Source organism: Stenotrophomonas sp. GD04145, from assembly GCF_029835135.1.
GTDB lineage: Bacteria > Pseudomonadota > Gammaproteobacteria > Xanthomonadales > Xanthomonadaceae > Stenotrophomonas > Stenotrophomonas maltophilia_P.
On record NZ_JAODZG010000021.1, the window covers coordinates 1 to 18,336 of the forward strand.

General features: G+C 67.5%; 11 protein-coding genes. 10 read left to right on the forward strand and 1 reads right to left on the reverse strand.

The genetic code is table 11. The features are described 5' to 3' along the window. The first annotated feature begins 25 nt into the window (after window positions 1-25). From N7367_RS11940 to N7367_RS11985, 10 genes are all read left to right on the forward strand, one after another. Window positions 26-412: a RidA family protein gene (locus N7367_RS11940; protein ID WP_053519454.1), complete on the forward strand. Its 387-nt coding sequence runs from the start codon at window positions 26-28 to the stop codon at window positions 410-412. A 7-nt stretch (window positions 413-419) separates the two neighbouring features. Continuing rightward, a complete protein-coding gene (gene recG, locus N7367_RS11945) occupies window positions 420-2,531 on the forward strand; it encodes an ATP-dependent DNA helicase RecG (RefSeq protein ID WP_279942455.1) in 2,112 nt (703 codons plus the stop codon). Between the two features lie 415 nt (window positions 2,532-2,946). After that, window positions 2,947-3,885, forward strand: coding sequence for a nucleoside hydrolase (locus tag N7367_RS11950; RefSeq protein ID WP_053520044.1), 939 nt, complete (start codon window positions 2,947-2,949; stop codon window positions 3,883-3,885). Between the two features lie 88 nt (window positions 3,886-3,973). Then, window positions 3,974-4,216 carry a type B 50S ribosomal protein L31 gene (locus N7367_RS11955; RefSeq protein ID WP_005410871.1) on the forward strand — a complete coding sequence of 81 codons (243 nt, stop codon included), beginning with the start codon at window positions 3,974-3,976 and terminating at the stop codon, window positions 4,214-4,216. Between the two features lie 296 nt (window positions 4,217-4,512). Continuing rightward, a complete protein-coding gene (locus tag N7367_RS11960) occupies window positions 4,513-5,790 on the forward strand; it encodes a citrate synthase (protein WP_053520043.1) in 1,278 nt (425 codons plus the stop codon). A 289-nt stretch (window positions 5,791-6,079) separates the two neighbouring features. Continuing rightward, complete coding sequence (locus N7367_RS11965; protein ID WP_053520042.1) at window positions 6,080-6,598, forward strand: CS1 type fimbrial major subunit; 519 nt, start codon at window positions 6,080-6,082, stop codon at window positions 6,596-6,598. A gap of 52 nt (window positions 6,599-6,650) precedes the next feature. After that, window positions 6,651-9,410 carry a TcfC E-set like domain-containing protein gene (locus N7367_RS11970; protein ID WP_279942456.1) on the forward strand — a complete coding sequence of 920 codons (2,760 nt, stop codon included), beginning with the start codon at window positions 6,651-6,653 and terminating at the stop codon, window positions 9,408-9,410. Between the two features lie 254 nt (window positions 9,411-9,664). Next, on the forward strand, window positions 9,665-10,537 hold the full coding sequence (locus tag N7367_RS11975) for a CfaE/CblD family pilus tip adhesin (RefSeq protein WP_345781895.1): 873 nt from the start codon (window positions 9,665-9,667) through the stop codon (window positions 10,535-10,537). 22 nt (window positions 10,538-10,559) lie between these two features. Beyond that, window positions 10,560-11,267 carry a pilus assembly protein gene (locus N7367_RS11980; protein WP_065175738.1) on the forward strand — a complete coding sequence of 236 codons (708 nt, stop codon included), beginning with the start codon at window positions 10,560-10,562 and terminating at the stop codon, window positions 11,265-11,267. Window positions 11,268-11,320: 53 nt separating this feature from the next. After that, on the forward strand, window positions 11,321-17,524 hold the full coding sequence (locus N7367_RS11985) for an ESPR-type extended signal peptide-containing protein (protein WP_279942457.1): 6,204 nt from the start codon (window positions 11,321-11,323) through the stop codon (window positions 17,522-17,524). Between the two features lie 84 nt (window positions 17,525-17,608). Here the strand turns inward: N7367_RS11985 and N7367_RS11990 are convergent, their stop codons facing one another. After that, window positions 17,609-18,256, reverse strand: coding sequence for a hypothetical protein (locus tag N7367_RS11990; protein ID WP_279942458.1), 648 nt, complete (start codon window positions 18,254-18,256; stop codon window positions 17,609-17,611). Window positions 18,257-18,336 lie beyond the last annotated feature (80 nt).

Below are 18,336 nucleotides of genomic sequence, written 5' to 3' on the forward strand. Positions count from 1 at the left end.
GTTTTCCAAATGCACCGGAGCGACCATGTCCCGCCAGATCATCAACACCGAAAAGGCGCCTGCCGCCATCGGCCCTTACTCGCAGGCCGTGCGCGCCGGCAACACCGTGTACTTCTCCGGCCAGATCCCGCTTGATCCGGCGACCGGCGACATCGTCGGTGCCGGTGATGTCGAAGCCCAGGCCCGCCGCGCGTTCGACAACCTCAAAGCCGTGGCCGAAGCTGCCGGCGGTTCGCTGGACCAGGTCGTGCGCCTTGGCCTGTACCTGACCGACCTGGGCGAGTTCGCCAAGGTCAACGCTGTCATGCAGGACTACTTCCAGGCTCCGTTCCCGGCCCGTTCCACCATCGAAGTCTCCGGCCTGCCGAAGGGCGCCAACTTCGAGGTCGACGCGGTGATGGTCATCGACTGACGCCCCCGTGGCACGCAAGGCGGCGGTCACTCCGGTCCTGTCACCGTCCGGCGAAGCATCCCTGGCGATGCTCGCCGGCGTGGGTCCGGCCGTGGCCGCCAAGCTGCAGGCGCGTGGCCTGGCCACCCTGCAGGATCTCTGGCTTCACCTGCCGCTGCGCTACGAGGACCGGACCCGGCTGACCCGCATCGAAGACCTGCGATCCGGCGTGCCGGCACAGGTGGAAGTGCGCGTCGTCGCGGTCGAGCGCGGCATGCGCTACCGGCCGATGCTGAAGGTGGCGGTCGAGGACGAGGGGCAGGGCACCCTGGTGCTGCGCTTCTTCCATTTCCGCCAGCAGCAGGTCGGCCAGTTCGCGGTCGGCAACCGCCTGCGCTGTTTCGGTACGCCCAAGCCGGGCCACCTTGGCCTGGAAATCGTTCATCCCAGCTACCAGGTGCTGGGGCGCAACGATGATCCTGAACTTGGCGACCGCCTCGATCCGGTGTATCCCACGGTGGAAGGTGTGGGCCCGATGACGATGCGCAGGCTGATCGGCCAGGCGCTGGATCGCCTGCCTGAAGAAGCCGCGCTGGAACTGCTGCCCGTCGGCTGGCTCGATGGCCTCGGCCTGCCGTCGCTGCGCAGTGCGCTGCTGACGGTGCACCGGCCGCCACCGGATGCCGACCTGGCCGCGCTGGCCGCCGGCACCCATCCGGCGCAGCGCCGGCTGGCGATGGAAGAACTGCTGGCACACCACCTCAGCCTGCGTCGCCAGCGCATCGCGCTGCAGGCGCATCATGCGCCGCCGCTGGCCGGCCCCGGTGCGCTGGCCAAGGCGCTGCTGAAGCAGCTGCCGTTCGCCCTCACCGGCGCGCAGGCGCGCGTATTCAAGCAGATCCGCGAAGACCTCGCGCGACCTCGTCCCATGCTGCGGCTGGTGCAGGGCGACGTGGGTTCCGGCAAGACCGTGGTGGCCGCGCTGGCGGCCATGCTGGCGGTAGAGCAGGGCAAGCAGGTCGCGCTGGCTGCGCCCACCGAACTGCTGGCCGAACAGCATCTCAACAATCTGCGCGGTTGGCTGGAGCCGCTGGGCGTACGTATTGCCTGGCTGGCCGGCAAGGTCACCGGCAAGGCGCGCGCGAAGGTGATGGAACAGGTCGCCAATGGCGAAGCGCAGGTGGTGGTCGGTACCCACGCGCTGATGCAGGAGGCGGTGGTGTTCCAGGACCTCGCCCTGGCTATCGTCGACGAACAGCACCGCTTCGGCGTGCACCAGCGCCTGGCGCTGCGCGACAAGGGCGCCGGTGGCAACAGCGTGCCACACCAGCTGGTGATGACCGCCACGCCGATTCCGCGCACGCTGGCGATGTCCGAGTACGCGGACCTGGACGTATCGGCCATCGACGAACTGCCGCCGGGCCGTACGCCGGTGCAGACCGTGGCCCTGAACAACGACCGCCGGCCGGAGCTGATCGAACGTATCGCCCTGGCCTGCGCGGAAGGACGGCAGGTGTACTGGGTGTGCACGCTGATCGAGGAAAGCGAAGAGCTGGACGCCACGCCCGCACAGGCCACCTTCGAATCGCTGCAGGCGCTGTTGCCGGGCGTGCGCGTGGGGCTGGTGCACGGGCGGATGAAGGCCGCCGAGAAACAGGCGACCATGGTCGCGTTCAAGGCCGGTGACATCGACCTGCTGGTGGCGACCACGGTGATCGAAGTGGGTGTGGACGTGCCCAATGCCTCGCTGATGGTGATCGAGAACGCCGAGCGTCTGGGCCTGGCCCAGCTGCACCAGCTGCGCGGTCGCGTCGGCCGCGGTTCGGCGGTGTCGCGCTGCGTGCTGCTGTACCAGGCGCCGCTTTCGCAGATGGCGCGCGAGCGTCTGCAGACCATGCGCGAAACCAACGATGGCTTCGTCATCGCCGAGAAGGACCTGGAACTGCGCGGGCCGGGCGAACTGCTTGGCACGCGGCAGACAGGCCTGGCCGGCTTCCGCATTGCCGATCTGGCACGCGACGCCGGCCTGCTGCCCGGCGTGCATGACCTGGCCGAGCGCCTGCTGGCCCAGCAGCCCGCACTGGCCGACCGCGTGGTCAACCGCTGGATCGGCACGGCCGTGCGCTACGCCTCGGCGTAAGCGGCCTCTGTGCGCTGCGCGCGGGAGTCGAGCATGGCTCGACTCTACAGACAGCGCTTTCGATCATTTCCATGTTCATCCACGCATTGCGTGGATGTGTCGACCAAGGTCGACACCTGGCAGAGCAAAATGCCGTTCCGACAGACCGCTGAAAACTGTCGAAGGCGGGGTGGGTCCGGTTGCGGGGGCGTGAGCGCCATGGATGGCGCGACCGAGCCTCCAGGGATGGATTCACGGCGTCCCCCGCAACCGGACCCACCCCGCCAACTCACGGAATGCCGGCTTTGATGTTGACGTGGCCGTTGCCGTTGCCGTTGATCCGGCGGGTGCAGGGCGCAGCCCTGCCGAGCTCACCCGGTCTTGCAACGGTCATCATCCCGGTCCACACTTCGTTGCCGATCTGAAGACGGCAACGATGACCCACAAGATCCCCCTGTTGATCGACACCGATCCCGGTGTGGACGACGCCCTGGCCCTGCTGATGGCCTTTGCCGATGAACGGCATGACGTGGTCGCCCTGACCATCGCCGCCGGCAATGTCGGCCTGCAGTACACCGTCCGTAACGCCCTCAAGCTCTGCGACATCGTCGGCCGTCCCGACGTGCCGGTGTTTGCCGGCAGCCCCGATCCGCTGCTGCATCCCTCCGTCGATGCCGCGCATGTGCACGGCCGTGATGGCTACGGCGATGTCGATCTGCCACCGCCGGGCCGACAGGCCGAAGCCGAGCATGCCGCGCTGGCGATCCTGCGCCTGTCGCACAAACATGCCGGCGAACTGATGCTGGTGATGCTCGGCCCGCTGACCAACCTGGCGCTGGCGCTGAAGCTGGACCCGACCCTGCCTCAGCGCATCAAGCGCATCGTGGTGATGGGCGGCGCGGTCACCTGCCACGGCAACATCACGCCGGCGGCGGAGTTCAACATCGCCTTCGATCCGGAAGCGGCGCACGTGGTGTTCACCGCATTCAAGCACCTGCTGGTGTCGGACTGGGAAGCCACCGTCGCCCACGGCCTGCCGCTGCAGGAGGCCGAGACGTGGCTGCAGGCCGATTCGGAGCGCGCCCGCTTCTATGAGCTGATCTCGCGCAAGACCCGTGGCTTGTCCGAAGACAGCAAGGGCGGACGCTGGTACACCGCCGATGCCCTGGCCATGGCCTGGGCGCTGAACCCGGAAGGGCAGCTGCGGGTGGAATCGCGGCCGCTGAACGTGGAACTGAACGGCACGTTCAGTCGCGGCGCGACCCTCGTCGACTGGAACCGCCAGACCGGCCAGCCGGACAACTGCGACCTGCTGATGGCCTACGACCAGGCCCGCTTCGAAAGCCTTGTGCGGCAGGCACTTGGCGCGGACTGAGCGCGGATCCACGCCACCGGTTGCTCCAAGGGGCGGCCGGTGCTTATAATGCCGCTCTTGACCACCAGCCCATTTACGGTGTGAGCCCATGAAGGCCGATATCCATCCGAACTACCGCGACGTCGTCTTCCATGACGTCACCTCCGATTTCAAGATCCTGACCCGCTCCACCATGGCGACGAAGGAAACCATCCAGTGGGAAGACGGCAACGAATACCCGCTGGTCAAGGTTGAAATTTCCTCGGCTTCGCATCCGTTCTACACGGGCAAGCACAAGGTCATCGACACCTCGGGCCGCATCGACAAGTTCCAGAAGCGCTACGCGCGCTGATCTGTCGATCCCGCTCCGAACCGACGGCCGCGCTCTGCGCGGCCGTTTGTTTTTCCCCGGCGCCTGCCCAACAGGCGTTTGGATGGACAGAACACTGCGTTCGCGTGACAACGCTTTTGCCGATCCGGGCCGCTTGCTGGCCGGGTTCCGGCCGCCTGCCGTCTACGACTTCCGTCTAGCACCGGGCAAATGCTGCTGTGCGATAATGGCGTGATCCACGACACAGGTCGTGGACGTCATTCACGTGCCTGACCAATGCGCTTGGGCAGGCGCCTTCCCATGAAGGAGCGCACACAGTGTCCGATCTTGATCAGGTCACGCTCAACGCCGGCGACACGTCGGTCGTTCTGCCCGTCATCAAACCCACCCTTGGCAACGACTGCGTCGACATCGCGAAGCTGACCAAGGAAACGGGGTACTTCACCTACGATTCCGGCTTCACCGCGACGGCCAGCTGCAAGTCCGCCATCACCTACATCGACGGCGACAAGGGCGTGCTGCTGTACCGCGGCTACCCGATCGAACAGCTGTCGGAAAAGTCGAGCTACGTCGAAGTGGCCTACCTGCTGATCAACGGCGAGCGTCCGAGCGCCGAGCAGCTGAAGGCCTTCACCGATGAGCTGGCTGCCGAGGCCAACGTCCCCGATTCGATCAACACCCTGATCGGCAGCTTCGCCAAGGATGCCCATCCGATGGCCATCCTGGCTGCCGCGATCGCGCAGCTGTCGGCCGTCTACCACGACGCGCTGGACCTGTCCGACGCCGAACAGCGCCGCCAGGCCGCCGTGCGCCTGATCGCCAAGGTGCCGACCCTCTCGGCGCTGATCTACCGTCACGGCAAGGGCCTGCCGGCCAACACGCCCGACACCTCGCTGGATTACGTCAGCCGCTTCCTGAAGCAGACCTTCGAGTCGGCCGACGGCCAGTACGAACTGAATCCGGACGTGGTCAAGGCGCTGGACCTGCTGTTCATCCTGCACGCCGACCACGAGCAGAACGCGTCCACCTCGACGGTGCGCCTGGTCGGCTCGACCGGTGCCAATCCGTATGCGTCCGTTGCCGCAGGCGTCACCGCGCTGTGGGGTCCGGCCCATGGCGGTGCCAACGAAGCCGTGCTGAAGATGCTGGAAGAAATCGGTTCGGCCGACAACGTGGAATCGGCCGTGCTCAAGGCCAAGGACAAGACTTCCGGCTTCCGCCTGATGGGCTTCGGCCACCGCGTCTACAAGAACTTCGATCCGCGCGCCAAGGTCATCGGCGAGATGACCAGCAAGGTGCTCAAGCAGCTGGGCGTGCAGGACCCGCTGCTGGACGTGGCCGTGAAGCTGGAGCAGGCCGCGCTGCAGGACGACTACTTCGTCGCCCGCAAGCTGTACCCGAACGTCGATTTCTACAGCGGCATCATCTACAAGGCGCTGCAGATTCCGACCGAGATGTTCACCGTCATGTTCGCCCTGGGCCGTACCTCCGGCTGGGTGTCGCATTGGCTGGAACAGCAGGTCGATCCGGAAATGAAGATCGGCCGTCCGCGCCAGGTCTACACCGGCAGCGACGTGCGCGACTACCAGGGCTGATCGCCCCGCAATCGCAACGTGGAAGAACGCCCCCGCAAGGGGGCGTTTTTTTTTGCCCCTGCCGTGGTCGTGCCCTGGCCGGAGCAATGCCGAAAGCGTCGCATTCTGCTGGTCACGGCACGCGCGATGCGTGTGTGATGTCGCAGAAGTACGCGTAATCGGCAATCAAGAAACGTTGCATGTACACCGCAGGAGCCGATCAATACCTTGACCGCGCTGCTGGCAGGGCAGGTCCGTGCCGGCAGTGCTTCCATCCAGGAGGCAACCCAATCCATCAGAGAGAGAAACCATGTCGCACATGTTCAAGAAGGCCGCCCTGGCCGTGGCGCTCGCCGGCGCTTCGCTGACCGCGCAGGCCGCCGTGGAAACCAACATCACCGTGTGGGCGAACGTCGATCCGACCCTGTCCCTGCTCAAGGCCGACGGCACCGCGCTGCCGGACGCGGTGCAGCTGGTCTACCGCGCCGGCGGTGCCGGCCTGTCGTCGTGGACCGAAGATGTGCGCATCTTCACCAATGACACCGAGAAGGACGTCAGCGTGCGCCTGGCGGCCGACGCCGTGCTGCGTCCCGACCTGGCCGCACCGGGTGCCATCAACGTGCCGCTGACGGTCAGCCTCAACGGCCGCGCCCTGGAGACCACCCCGATCGACTTCGCTGCAGACGACCTGTTCGACAGCGCGATTCCGGGTGCGTCGATCGCCATGCCGCTGCGCGTGCAGCAGACCGTGTCCGGCGAGATCAACTTCGCGGGCCTGTACAGCGGCACCGTTGCGCTGGTCGTGTCGCAGAACACCGCCGCGCCGTAATCCCCACCGCGCCGGCCCGTGCGCGGGCCGGCCGGCCATCGGTTGTCTCCCCATGTTGATACCTGCACCTGCCCACAGCCGGCTGGCGGTCGCGCTCGCCCTGACGTTGGTCATTCCGGCCCTCCCGGCTGTCCACGCACGGCCGGTACCGGCCGGTTTCGAAGACCTCGCCAGCGGCCAGACCGAGCGTGTCGAGGTACGCCTGTTCGGGCAGTCGGCCGGCCTGTGGTCCGCCTGGGTCACGCTGGATACGGTGCAGCTGGACCAGCCGGCGCAGGTTCTGGAAGCCCTGGGTCTCAGCGCCGATGCGCGCGACGCGCTGCAGGCGGCACTGGCTGCACCGCTGCCGCGCAACAGTCATCTGGCCTGTCCCTACGGCCAACCGGATCCCGGCTGCGGCTGGATCGACAGTCCGGACGATCCCGCGCAGGTGCACGCCATCTTCGATGAAAGCGACGGCGTATTGATGTTGTTTCCGGCACGCCGGTGGCTGCCACAGCAGAGCGCGCAGCGCTCGCCGTTCCACCAGGTGTCCGAGCAGGCACAGAACGCGCTGCTGCAGCAGCAGACCGTGAATTTCAGCGGGGGCGATGGCTATCAGGCGTTGAGCGTGCAGGGCAGCACGGTGCTTGGCGTGCTGCGCGATGGCCATGTCGCCAGCAGCTGGAACTACAGCCGCCAGGCGCGGCAGGGTTATCGCGCGCATGACCGCTTCCAGCTGGACGATCTCTACTATCGCCACGATCTTGCCCAGCGCCACTACGTGCAGCTGGGCCGCATGGACCGGCGCAATCTGTCCAGCCAGCAGGGCGGCACCTTCGGGTTCGGCATGCTGCCGCTGGATCGCTTCGAGGGGCTGCGCGTGGGTACCACGCAGGCCTACGTCGATACCGACGCGAACGTCACCTCCACCCCGTTGACCGTGCTGCTCGGCCGCGATGCACGCGTGGACGCCTTCGACGGTGATCGCCTGCTGCAGACCTTTTACCTGCAGGCCGGTGTCAACGATCTCGATACGCGCCGGTTTCCGCTCGGCAGCTACACCGTCACCCTGCGCATCTATGAGGATGGCCGCTTCGTGCGCAGCGAGGAGGCGCCCTTCAGCCGGGGCGGCGACTGGTCCGAGCGCAGCCTGCAGTGGTTCGTGCAGGGCGGGCGGCGTCGTGCGCATGCGACACGTGCAAGTGACATCGGCGATGCGTCCGACACGGCGGTACAGGCGGGGTTGCGCATCCCCCTTGCGCGCAACTACGGCATGACAGCGGGTATCGCCCGCGTCGCCGATACCGGTTACGGCGAACTGCGCCTGGAGGGACGCCAGCAGTTCGGGCGGCATGACCTGCAGGCGATGGTCGGCGTGCTGAACGGAGGCGACGGCAGCCACGGCCTGCAGCAGCAGCTGAGCTATCGCCACTACGCGTCCTGGAATGTCTATCGGCAACGCCTGCGTGGCGGTGCGTGCCAGAGCAGCACGCCGGTGCTGCATGACCGTTTCGGTTGTGTCGATGCGCTCAGTGCCTCGGTATCGGCGCCCCTGTTCGGCGGCAGCCTGTACCTGGGATACACGCGCCGGCGCAGCTTCACCCCGGAGTGGAGCCTGCCCGGCGAAGGCGACGATGCCTGGACAGGCCTGCCGCCGGGCCTGTTGCCGCCTCATGTGCCGGCGCTGCGTCCTGCGCAGACCTCGCGCAGCCTGCAGGCCAGTTACAGCCGTACCCGGCAGTGGCGTGGACTGAGCATCGGCAGCCGGCTGGGGGTGTGGCAGCAGGACACCGACACCGGCAGCGGGCGCGGGCCTGCCCGTGATCGCGGCCTCTACCTGAACATTGCAGTCTCGCGGCTGCAGCGGATCGACGACGGCAGCGTGCAGCAGCGCGTGGCGCTGGACATGCGCCAGCCCCAGCACAGCCGCCCGGATGCCCGCCTGGGCCTGTCGCATTCGTTGCGGCAGGAGCGCGACGGCGACGCGCGCGATCTCGGCGCCGAGCTGAGCGCGTACAACGACGACCGCTACAGCGCGCTGGCCAGCGCCCGTATCGACAACCGCTTCGGGCAGAGCGGTGCATCGGTGTCGTACTACCAGCACCACGGTGGGGGTGAACTGGCCTACAGCGGCAACCACACGTCGGGGCTGTCGCTGTCCGCACGCGGGCTGCACTGGGGCGGCGCCCATGGCGCCGATGCCGGGGTAGTGGTCAGCGTGGACGATGCGCGCGATCTGGAGCTGAGTGGCGCGGCTGCCGACATCCGCGCCGGCAGCAACCGGCGCCGCATCCTCGGCTTCGGCGAGCGCCGGCTGCTGCCGCTGGGCGGCTACCAGCGCCACCGCGTGGACGTGCAGGACGCCAGTGCGCACGACAGCGACGCCGCAGTGCGTGTCGCCCGCCTGGGCGCGGCGCAGCACGCCTTCCTGCTGCCGGGAAAGGTGATCGCGCTTCCGGTCACGCTGGACGTGACCTACACCTTCATCGGCAACGCACGCGACATCGCCGGTACCCCGCTGGAAGGCGCCCGCATCCTCAATGCACCGGTGCCCTCGCTGGGCCGCGACGGCGGCTTCATCGCCGAATTCCCGCAGCGCGAGCCGGTGCTCTACCTGCTGCGTGCAGGCGACCTGCTGCAGTGCCCGCTCACCGTGCGTGAGCGCCGCAGCGTGGTGCTGCTGGTCGGCCAGGTGCAGTGCGAACCGCTGGCGCTGGAGCAGTTGCCGGCACCGATCCGCCACCAGGCGCGGGTACAGCGCCTGTTGAACGAACTGGCCCCGGTGGCGGGGCGCAACGAACGCAACGTGATGAGTGGAGGTGCGCGATGAGGACCGCATGGAGGCTGCTGCTGGCCGCGGCCTGCCTGCTTGGCAGTGCACAGGCGCTGGCACAGCGCCCACCGGCAACGACGCCGGCCACCGGCGTGATCACCACCGACATCGTCCGCACCTTCGACCGCTCCGCGCCCGAAGCGCTGGAGCTGTGGGCGCCGCGGACGGTGCTCGGGTATGGGGAGGTGGAGCTGGGGTACGGGAAGATCCATCTGACGTGTGATCGAGACGTTGGACAAGGACGGTGTCCAATGCATGACACTCAGGAGGGGCCGCTCGCTGGCAAGGATTTCACTCTCAGCTTTCGAGAGCAACGAAGTGGACAAAGAATTGACCTTCGGACTGTCGGCTGGTTGGAGCGTGTGGAGTGGGAGCGAGATTGCAGTATCGATTATTGGGATCAAGCCAAATTTCCGCTTTGGACATCCGCCAGTAATGATTGCCAGGTTCCTCCTGGAGGCACAGCAGCAAGATTGGTAATAGAGGATCAGGACGTCGCAGATCTCGTCGCCGGCCGCTGGACTGCAGAACTCCGCCTCAACCTGCGCATCGATCCTGACGGCCCGATCATCGCCACCCACGTGTTCCGGTTCGATCTGACCATCACCGATCGCGACCGCACCATGATCTACCTGCCCGAGTTCGGCATGGCCGAGCCGCTGGTGGGCCTGCAGCTGGACTACCGGCCGATTCCCTCACCCGGCACGATCGGTGGCACCGCCGTGCTGGACATGTGCCTGTACGACGGCATGGGCTCGCAGAGCGAGTATCTGGCCATCACCGCGCGTGACATGGGCCCCGCCGCGCCGGGCCGTCCGCCATCGCAGTACTCGGTCTGGCACCGCGACGGTGGGCGCGAGGCGCAGGACCGCCTCGACTACCAGCTCACCCTGGACCACAGCGGCCAGAAGATCGCCCTGCGCAACAACGAGGAAGTGCTGCTGCGCGGCATCGATACCGCCGAGCTGCGGCTGGTGATGCTGCCCGACATGAACCAGTGGGTGTACTGCGTGCCCACGCCGCTGACCCTGGAAACCCCCCGTGTGCCGGCGTCCGAGAAACGCGAGGGCTACTACGACGGCCGCCTCAAGCTCGAAATGCGCCTGCCGACCGACCGCCTCTGACCTTCCCCTGGAACCCGATCCCATGAGCAAGATTCCCCTGGCCGGCGCGCTGCTGCTGGCCCTTCTGCCAGCGGCACCGGTGCTGGCCAATCTCAACGTCCACCCCATGCGCGTGCATGCCGAGGCCGGCAAGACCACGACCGTGCGCGTGCATTCGCAATCACCGCAGCCGCAGTACGTGCAGGCCACGGTGAAACGCATCCTGCATCCGGCCAGTGACCACGAGGAAGAAGTCGATGAGGCCGTCGGCACCGCCGCCGTCATGGCGGTCACGCCCGGACGCTTCGGTCTGGCAGGGGGCGGTACGCGCCTGATACGGATCATTCCGCTGCAACCGGTCGAGCAGGAAACCGCGTTCCGCATCTACTTCGAAGGCGTACGCGGTCCTGATGACAGCACGCCGGAGGTGCCGGTGCAGGGCGCCAGCGCCACGTTGGGCGTCAGCCTGGTCTGGGGCGTGCTGGTCAATGTGCTGCCCGCCGAGGGGCGCGTCGAGATGGCCCTGGACGGTGATCGCCTGTTGAACCGCGGCACGCTGCGGCTCGGCGTCAACCAGGTGCAGGACTGCGACGCGGACGGCCGCTGCACCACGCACGAGATCAAACGCAGCCTTTACCCCGGCGCGGCGATGACGCTGCCGTTCGCGCCGCGCGTCGGCGGGCGCGTGGAGATCGACTACCGGCTCAGCCACGCCGGCTTCCGTGAACACCGGCAGACGCTGCAGCCCTGACTGCCCCGCCTTGCGCGCCCTCAAGTTCCCGTTTCCCAACCACCGAGACATCGATGAATCGCATCTACCGTTTGATCTGGAATACCCGCCTGCGCTGCTGGGCCGTGGCCAGCGAGCACACCCGTTCGCGCGGCAAGCCGGCTTCGGCGGCACGCCCGCTTGCCGCCGCCCTGTGCGCGATGTTGGCCGCTCCCGCATTCGCGACCGAGCCTGCACCGGATCCGTTGAGCGCGCCCGACGCCATGGCCGCAGAGGCTGACGCAGCACCGGCAGAGTGGGACGCGTTGATGAGCGCGTTCATCGGCTCGCCTGCCACGTCGCGCAGTGTCGGCACTACCAGCTACCAGAACGTGCTGATCGGTGGGGGTTCCACGGTCAACAGCACCAAGGGCGTGGCCATCGGCGTGGGTTCGGTCACGGCGTTCGACGGCATCGGTATCGGCAACAATGCCAAGGGACTTGCCGGCGGCGTGGCCATCGGCATCAATGCGAACACGGGGTCCGGCGAAGGGGGGACTGCGATCGGCAAAAGCGCCACAGCGCTGGGAGTCGGGGCCGTCGCGATCGGCCTCAATAGCTACGTTGGTGCGCCTGGCAACAGTGCGGTTGCGGTCGGGCGCAATGCCCGGGCCGAGGGCAGCGATGCCACGGCGATGGGGCGGGGTGCCCAGGCGTCGGGGGCCAGATCGGTTGCGCTGGGCAACGACGCACAGGCACAGGCGCTGGGTTCCATCGTCATCGGCGACGGCAGCAAGCTTGCCAACGGCAACGCACACCACGCCATCGTGATCGGCAGCGGTGCGCGCTCCGGCGGCTACGATGCGGGCATCGCCATCGGCCAGAACGCCGTGACCGACGGCCACGGCAAGGCCGTGGCGCTGGGTGCCAGCGCCAATGCCGGGCAGAGCAATGCAGTGGCCCTGGGCGCCGGCTCGGTCACCAGTGCCAGCAACCAGGTCTCGGTGGGCAATGACACCCTGAAGCGCCGCATCGTCAATGTGGCCGATGGCACCCTGAGCACCACCAGCAGCGAAGCAGTGACCGGCAAGCAGCTGCACGCCACCAACCAGAGCATCGCCAGCGCAACGGGCACGGCGAACGCGGCGAAGACGGCCGCAGACCAGGCTGCGACGAAAGCCGGGCAGGCCTTGGCCAGGCTGGATGGCAGCCGCATCGCGATCGGGACCGGCGCCACTGCAACGGGCACCAACAGCACCGCCATCGGCAATGCTGCCGACGCGGCCGGTGGCTACAGCAACGCCCTGGGTTTCCAGGCGTCCAGTGCCGGCAGCAACGCCGTGGCGATGGGCACCCTGGCATCTGCGGACGGCAGCAGTGCAGTGGCACTGGGTAACCGCGCGCGGACCGAGGGGGGCGACAACGGCGTGGCCATCGGCAATGCGGCGTTGGCCTACAACAATGACGGTCTTGCACTGGGCAACAATGCCCGCAGCGGCGTCAATGCGGCCGGTGAGCGCGTTGCCGCGTCCAACGGCGGCGTGGCGCTTGGCACCGGCTCGCGCAGCGGCAATGGCGGCGTGGCATCGGGCCTGCGTGCATCGGCCACCGGCGACCGTGCCGTGGCCATCGGCAACGACGCCAAGGCCGACGTGATCCATGCCACCGCACTGGGCTATCAGGCGGCGGCCACCGCCAACCAGGCCACGGCGCTGGGCCGCGGCAGTGTGGCCAGCGCCCGCTTCGCTACATCCGTCGGCAATCTGTCCGAAGCGACGGCCGAGAGCAGTGCCGCCCTTGGCGACCGCGCGCTGGCCAACCACACCGGTTCGGTGGCGCTGGGCAGTTCCTCCACCACCTCCGGCAGCAACGAGGTCTCAGTCGGTAATGCCACGCTCAAGCGCCGCATCGTCAATGTGGCCGATGGCACGCTGAGCAGCAGCAGTACCGAAGCCGTGACAGGCAAGCAGCTGCATGCCACCAACCAGAATGTTGCCAGCGCCGCCCAGGTAGCTGCTGCAGCCAAGCAGCAGGCCGATGCTCTGGCAACGCGGCTGACCTCCACGTCCATCAGTGTCGGCGAAGAAGCCAGCGCGGGCGGCCAGACCGCCATTGCACTGGGACGCAAGGCCAATGCACCTGCAGCCGGAGCCATTGTCATCGGCGACGGGGCCGGACTGTCCAACGCAAATGCGCAGCATGCCGTCGTGTTGGGTACCGGCGCGCGGTCCGGAGGCTATGCGGAAGGAGTCGCCATCGGGCACGGTGCGTACACCGGCGGGCGCGGCGGCTCCGTGGCGCTTGGGGCGCAGGCCGAAGCCAGCCATGCCGGCTCGGTGGCACTGGGGCAGCACTCGAAGTCCGGCAGCGACAATGAAATCTCCGTGGGTAATGACGATCTCAAGCGCCGTATCGTCAATGTGGCCGATGGCACGCTGAGCAGCACCAGCACCGAGGCGGTCACCGGCAAGCAGCTGCATGCGACAAACCAGAATGTCACCGCAGTCACCCAGGCAGCTACTGCGGCCCAGGCCGATGCCACCCGCGCGCTGACGGCCCTGGCCAGCACCACCACCGCCGTCGGCCAAGGGGCGTCGGCCGGCAGCAATGCCGTGGCGGTGGGCCATTCGGCGAAAGCGGAGGGCTCCCACAGCAACGCCTTCGGTTACCAGGCCAGCGCGGCCGGCGCCAACGCGGTGGGCGCGGGCACCCTGGCGGGCGCCGCGGCCGACTCCTCGGTGGCGCTGGGCAATCGTGCCGCCGTGGATGCCACCTCCAGCGGCGCCATCGCACTGGGCACCAACGCCAAGGTCAATGCGCAGGCGGGCAACAGCGTTGCCCTGGGCGCGGGCTCGGTGGCGACCGGCGCCAACCAGGTCTCGGTGGGCAGTGCCACGGTGAAGCGGAACATCGTCAATGTGGCTGACGGAACGCTGAGCGCAACCAGCGCCGAGGCGGTGACCGGCAAGCAGCTGCATGCGACCAACCAGAACCTCGCCACGGTGAATGCACTGGCCAACACCGCACACAGCATCGCCAACGACGCGCAGACCAAGGCCAACGCACTGGGGGGGCTGCTCAGCCAGAGTGCCGGCAACAGCGACGTCCGCGTCGGTGCCAGCAATACAGGTGGCGCGGTGGACATGCGCAACCAGTCCAGCGCCAACCGTCGCGTCACCGGGGTGGCCGACGCGGCACTCAGCAGCACCAGTGCCGATGCGGTCAGTGGCCGGCAGCTGCATGCCACCAACCAGAACGTCACCCAGGTCACCGCCACCGCCGCCACGCTCAGTGGCCTGGTCGGGCAGGTAGCAGCCGGCGGCGATCTGCGGTTGGGCGCGCAGAACAGCGGCACCCTCCTCGACGTCCGCAACCTGGGCAATGCCAACCGTCGCATCACTGGCGTCGCCGATGCTGTGCTGAGTGCAGCCAGTACCGACGCGGTGAGTGGTCGCCAGCTCAACACCACCAACCAGAACGTGACCACGGCCACCACCCTGGCCAATACGGCGCACACCGTGGCCAACGCCGCCCAGTCCACCGCCAACGATGCACAGGGCAAGGCCAACGTGCTCGGTGGCCTGCTCAGCCAGACCTCGTCCACTGGCGACGTACGCCTGGGTGCCGCCAACAGCGGTGGCGTGCTGGATGTGCGCAACCAGGGCTACCAGGCGCGTCGCGTGCACGGCGTTGCCGCCGGTCAACTGTCGGCCACCAGCGACGATGCAGTCAGCGGCCGCCAGCTGTTCGACAGCAACGCGCAGATCGCCCGCAACCGTACGGACATCGACCGCCTGCGCGAGGACTTCGAGGGCTTCGATCCGGACCTGTCCGATGTGGTGCGTTTCGACGCAGGCGGCAATGTCGACCTTGAGGGGGGGCGCCTGCTCGCCGTGGGCGACGGACAACTCAGTGCCGACAGCCTCGAGGCGGTCAATGGCGCGCAGCTGTTCGCCACCAATACGAAGGTAACCGAGCAGGGCGCACAGATCGCATCCGCCCGGGAAGACCTGGACGCGTTGCGCGTGGACTTCGACAACTACACGCCTGACCTGGGCAGCGTCGTGCAGTTCGGCGAGGACGGCACCGTGGACCTGAAGGCTGCGCGTCTGGTCGCTCTGGCTGATGGCGAGATCGCGGCAGGCAGCCGTGAAGCGGTCACGGGCGGACAGCTGTTCGTGACCAATGAGCGGGTATCGGTGCTGGAGGACGCGCAGAAGTATGTGGTTGTCGGATATGACGATCTGAGCATGCCGGCGCAAGCTGCGATTCTGGCGACGGCATTGGGCAGTGATACCAAGGCTATGGCCGAGGGTGCCACGGCGATCGGCAGTTTTGCTCACGCGCGAGGTAAGAATTCCGTTGCGCTGGGGCGTGCTGCGTATGTGCTTGACGGGGCTGAGGACGGATTCGCTTTGGGCGCTCGCTCCCAGGTGCAGAGCAATAACGGTATTGCGTTGGGTGGTGCGGCCAAGGTTCTGGCAGAGGCACGTAACAGCGTTGCTTTGGGCTACGGATCGATAGCTACGGAGGAAAATGAGGTTTCCTTGGGTGGAGCTGGTGCCCGACGAAAGGTCACCAATGCGATGAACGGTATCCACGCTTATGACCTCACCACCGTCGACCAGCTTTCCGGCGTGGTGAACGCTCTCGGCGGCGGCGCGGGCTTTGCTGCGGACGGCAGCGTGATTGCTCCTTCCTACGGTGTGCAGGGCGCTGTACACGGCACGGTAGCCGATGCACTGGCCGCGCTGGATGCGGGCGTGGACAGCAATCGCGGCGGATTGGATGCGATGGGCGCGCGCCTCGATACGCTGGATCAGGCGCGGGCGATGGCGGATGCCAGTGCCGTGCGCTTCGGCGCCGACCGTTCCGCCGTCGATTTCGGTGGCGCGCGCCTCATCAACGTTGGCGAAGGCGATATCAGCCATGCGGGCAGCCGGGAGGTTGTCACGGGCGGGCAGCTTCATGCCAGCAACCAGCGGATCGCGGGCCTGGAGGAGAAGCACCTTTATGCGGTCGTGGGCTATGACGAGCTGAGCAAGCCTGCACAAGCAGGGCTGCTGGCCACGGCAATGGGAAGTGATACATTGGCTATGGCTGAGGGGGCCACTGCAATCGGCAGTTTTGCTCAAGCTCGGGGCAAAAATTCAGTTTCTCTGGGTCGTGCGGCATTGGTTCATGAGGGGGCGGAGAATGGCTTTGCGCTGGGTGCGCGCTCGCAAGTGCAAGTGCTCAATGGTGTCGCACTTGGTTCTTCCGCTGTAGTTCACTCTGGCGCCACTCAGAGTGTTGCACTTGGTTCATGGTCTGAAGCGCGAGGAGCCAATGAAGTTTCATTGGGGCATGCGACTCTCAAGCGCCGCGTAACCAACGCTGCCAACGGCCGCGATGCCAGCGACCTCACCACCGTCTCCCAGCTCCGCAGCGCATTTGCGGCCTTCGGCGGCGACATGCGCATGGATGCCGACGGCAACATCATCGCGCCGGAGTTCCACGTGCAGGGCCAGCGGCAGGCCACCGTCGGCGATGCGCTGAAGTCGCTCGACGGTGCGGTGGTCGACACGCGCCGGGATCTGGCCAGCATCGATGCGCGCTTCGAACGCCTGTTCGACGATGGCGGCGTCCGCAATGACGGTACCGGCCAGCTGCGCCTGGCCGGGGAACACGGCAGGGTGCTGGGCAACGTGGCCAACGGCATGATCGCGCCGGGCAGCCGCGATGCGGTCAATGGCGGTCAGCTGCATGCCGTGCAGCAGCAGCTCAACGGCCGCATCGACGGACTGCAGTCGCAGATCGACGGGTCGGCGACGGCCAGCCGCCAGGCAGCGGTGGACGAGGCGGCTGGCGAGTCGCCGGCGGACAGCCAGACCCCGGCCCCGCCGATCAAGGATGCGCCGTCGGTGGCCTCCACCGACACGCCGAAGTCGAAGCCGGAGGCCGACGATCCGTTGCCGCAGGTGGACTCGCGTGCCGTGGATCAGGCGGTGAACCAGGCGCAGGCCTATACCGACCAGGCGATGGCCAGCGTGGACCGCCGGCTGGACCGGATGGACAAGCGCCTGAACCGGATGGCGGCGATGGGCAGTGCGCAGGCGGCGATGGCGATGAACACCGCCGGCCTGCAGACCTACAACCGCCTCGGCGCGGGTGTGGGCCATGCCGAAGGCGAGTCGGCGCTGGCGGTGGGTTACCAGCGCGTGCTCAACGCGCGCGGCTCGGCCACCTTCAGCCTCAATGGTGCCTTCACCAACAGCGGTGAGCGCACCGTGGGTGTGGGCTTCGGCGTGGGCTGGTAACCGGCAGGGCGACGCGGTCCGGTCGCCCTGATGCATGACGACGCCCCACGCGGTCCGCCGCGTGGGGCGTCTGCGTTGTGGGGCTCAGATGCCGCCGAGATAGCTTTCGATCCGCTCCTGGCTGAGCAGTTCGCGCAGCTGGGCCTGCGAGGCGCGCCGCATCGGCTTTTCGTCGACCGGTGACAGCGGTGCCTGGCGCAGGGCGTCATACGGCAGCACGGCCAGGTCGAACGTCAGTTCCTCCGCACTGAACACCCAGACCGGCACGTCCAGGCTGCGCTCGCGGTCCAGGCGCAGCCGGCGCACGCGCGACTCGGCCGGAATGCCCTGTTCGTCCAGGAAGCGATGCACGGCTTCGGGGTCGTCGCTGTGCAGATGGACCTGCACGGGGCTGTTGGCGTCGGCGGTGCCGTCCAGCACCGGGCCGACCAGGCGCGGGGCGAAGGCATGCAGGAATTCCAGTGCGCGCAGCGCACCTTCGCGACGGCGCTGCAGCTCGTTGCCGTGCTGGGGACCAGCGAACAGGCGCTGGTATTCGCGCAGCGCGTCCTCGATCTCGACATTGCGGGGCAACGAGGCATCGTCATGGATGCCGAGCCGGCTGGCCGCCTTCAGTTTGGCCTGGTGGAAGTCGCGGATGCCGCCTTCGGCCATCAGGCGGGCGGCTTCGTGGGCGAGGCGGTGACGACGCTCACGGGTCTGGGTGGTGGCATGCTGGCGGGCGCGATGCATGCGGGAACTCCTGTTGCGACCTGGCTACAGACTAGCGCAACGGTGTGACATCTGCGTGGGCAATGGAGAAGGGATGCGGG

Coding starts and splice junctions, on each gene's coding strand:
- N7367_RS11950 (WP_053520044.1), top strand. CDS start 2,947: ATGACCCACAAGATCCCCCTGTTGATCGACACCGATCCCGGTGTGGAC.
- N7367_RS11975 (WP_345781895.1), top strand. CDS start 9,665: ATGCATGACACTCAGGAGGGGCCGCTCGCTGGCAAGGATTTCACTCTC.
- N7367_RS11990 (WP_279942458.1), bottom strand. CDS start 18,256: ATGCATCGCGCCCGCCAGCATGCCACCACCCAGACCCGTGAGCGTCGT.
- N7367_RS11985 (WP_279942457.1), top strand. CDS start 11,321: ATGAATCGCATCTACCGTTTGATCTGGAATACCCGCCTGCGCTGCTGG.
- N7367_RS11970 (WP_279942456.1), top strand. CDS start 6,651: ATGTTGATACCTGCACCTGCCCACAGCCGGCTGGCGGTCGCGCTCGCC.
- N7367_RS11940 (WP_053519454.1), top strand. CDS start 26: ATGTCCCGCCAGATCATCAACACCGAAAAGGCGCCTGCCGCCATCGGC.
- N7367_RS11980 (WP_065175738.1), top strand. CDS start 10,560: ATGAGCAAGATTCCCCTGGCCGGCGCGCTGCTGCTGGCCCTTCTGCCA.
- N7367_RS11965 (WP_053520042.1), top strand. CDS start 6,080: ATGTCGCACATGTTCAAGAAGGCCGCCCTGGCCGTGGCGCTCGCCGGC.
- N7367_RS11955 (WP_005410871.1), top strand. CDS start 3,974: ATGAAGGCCGATATCCATCCGAACTACCGCGACGTCGTCTTCCATGAC.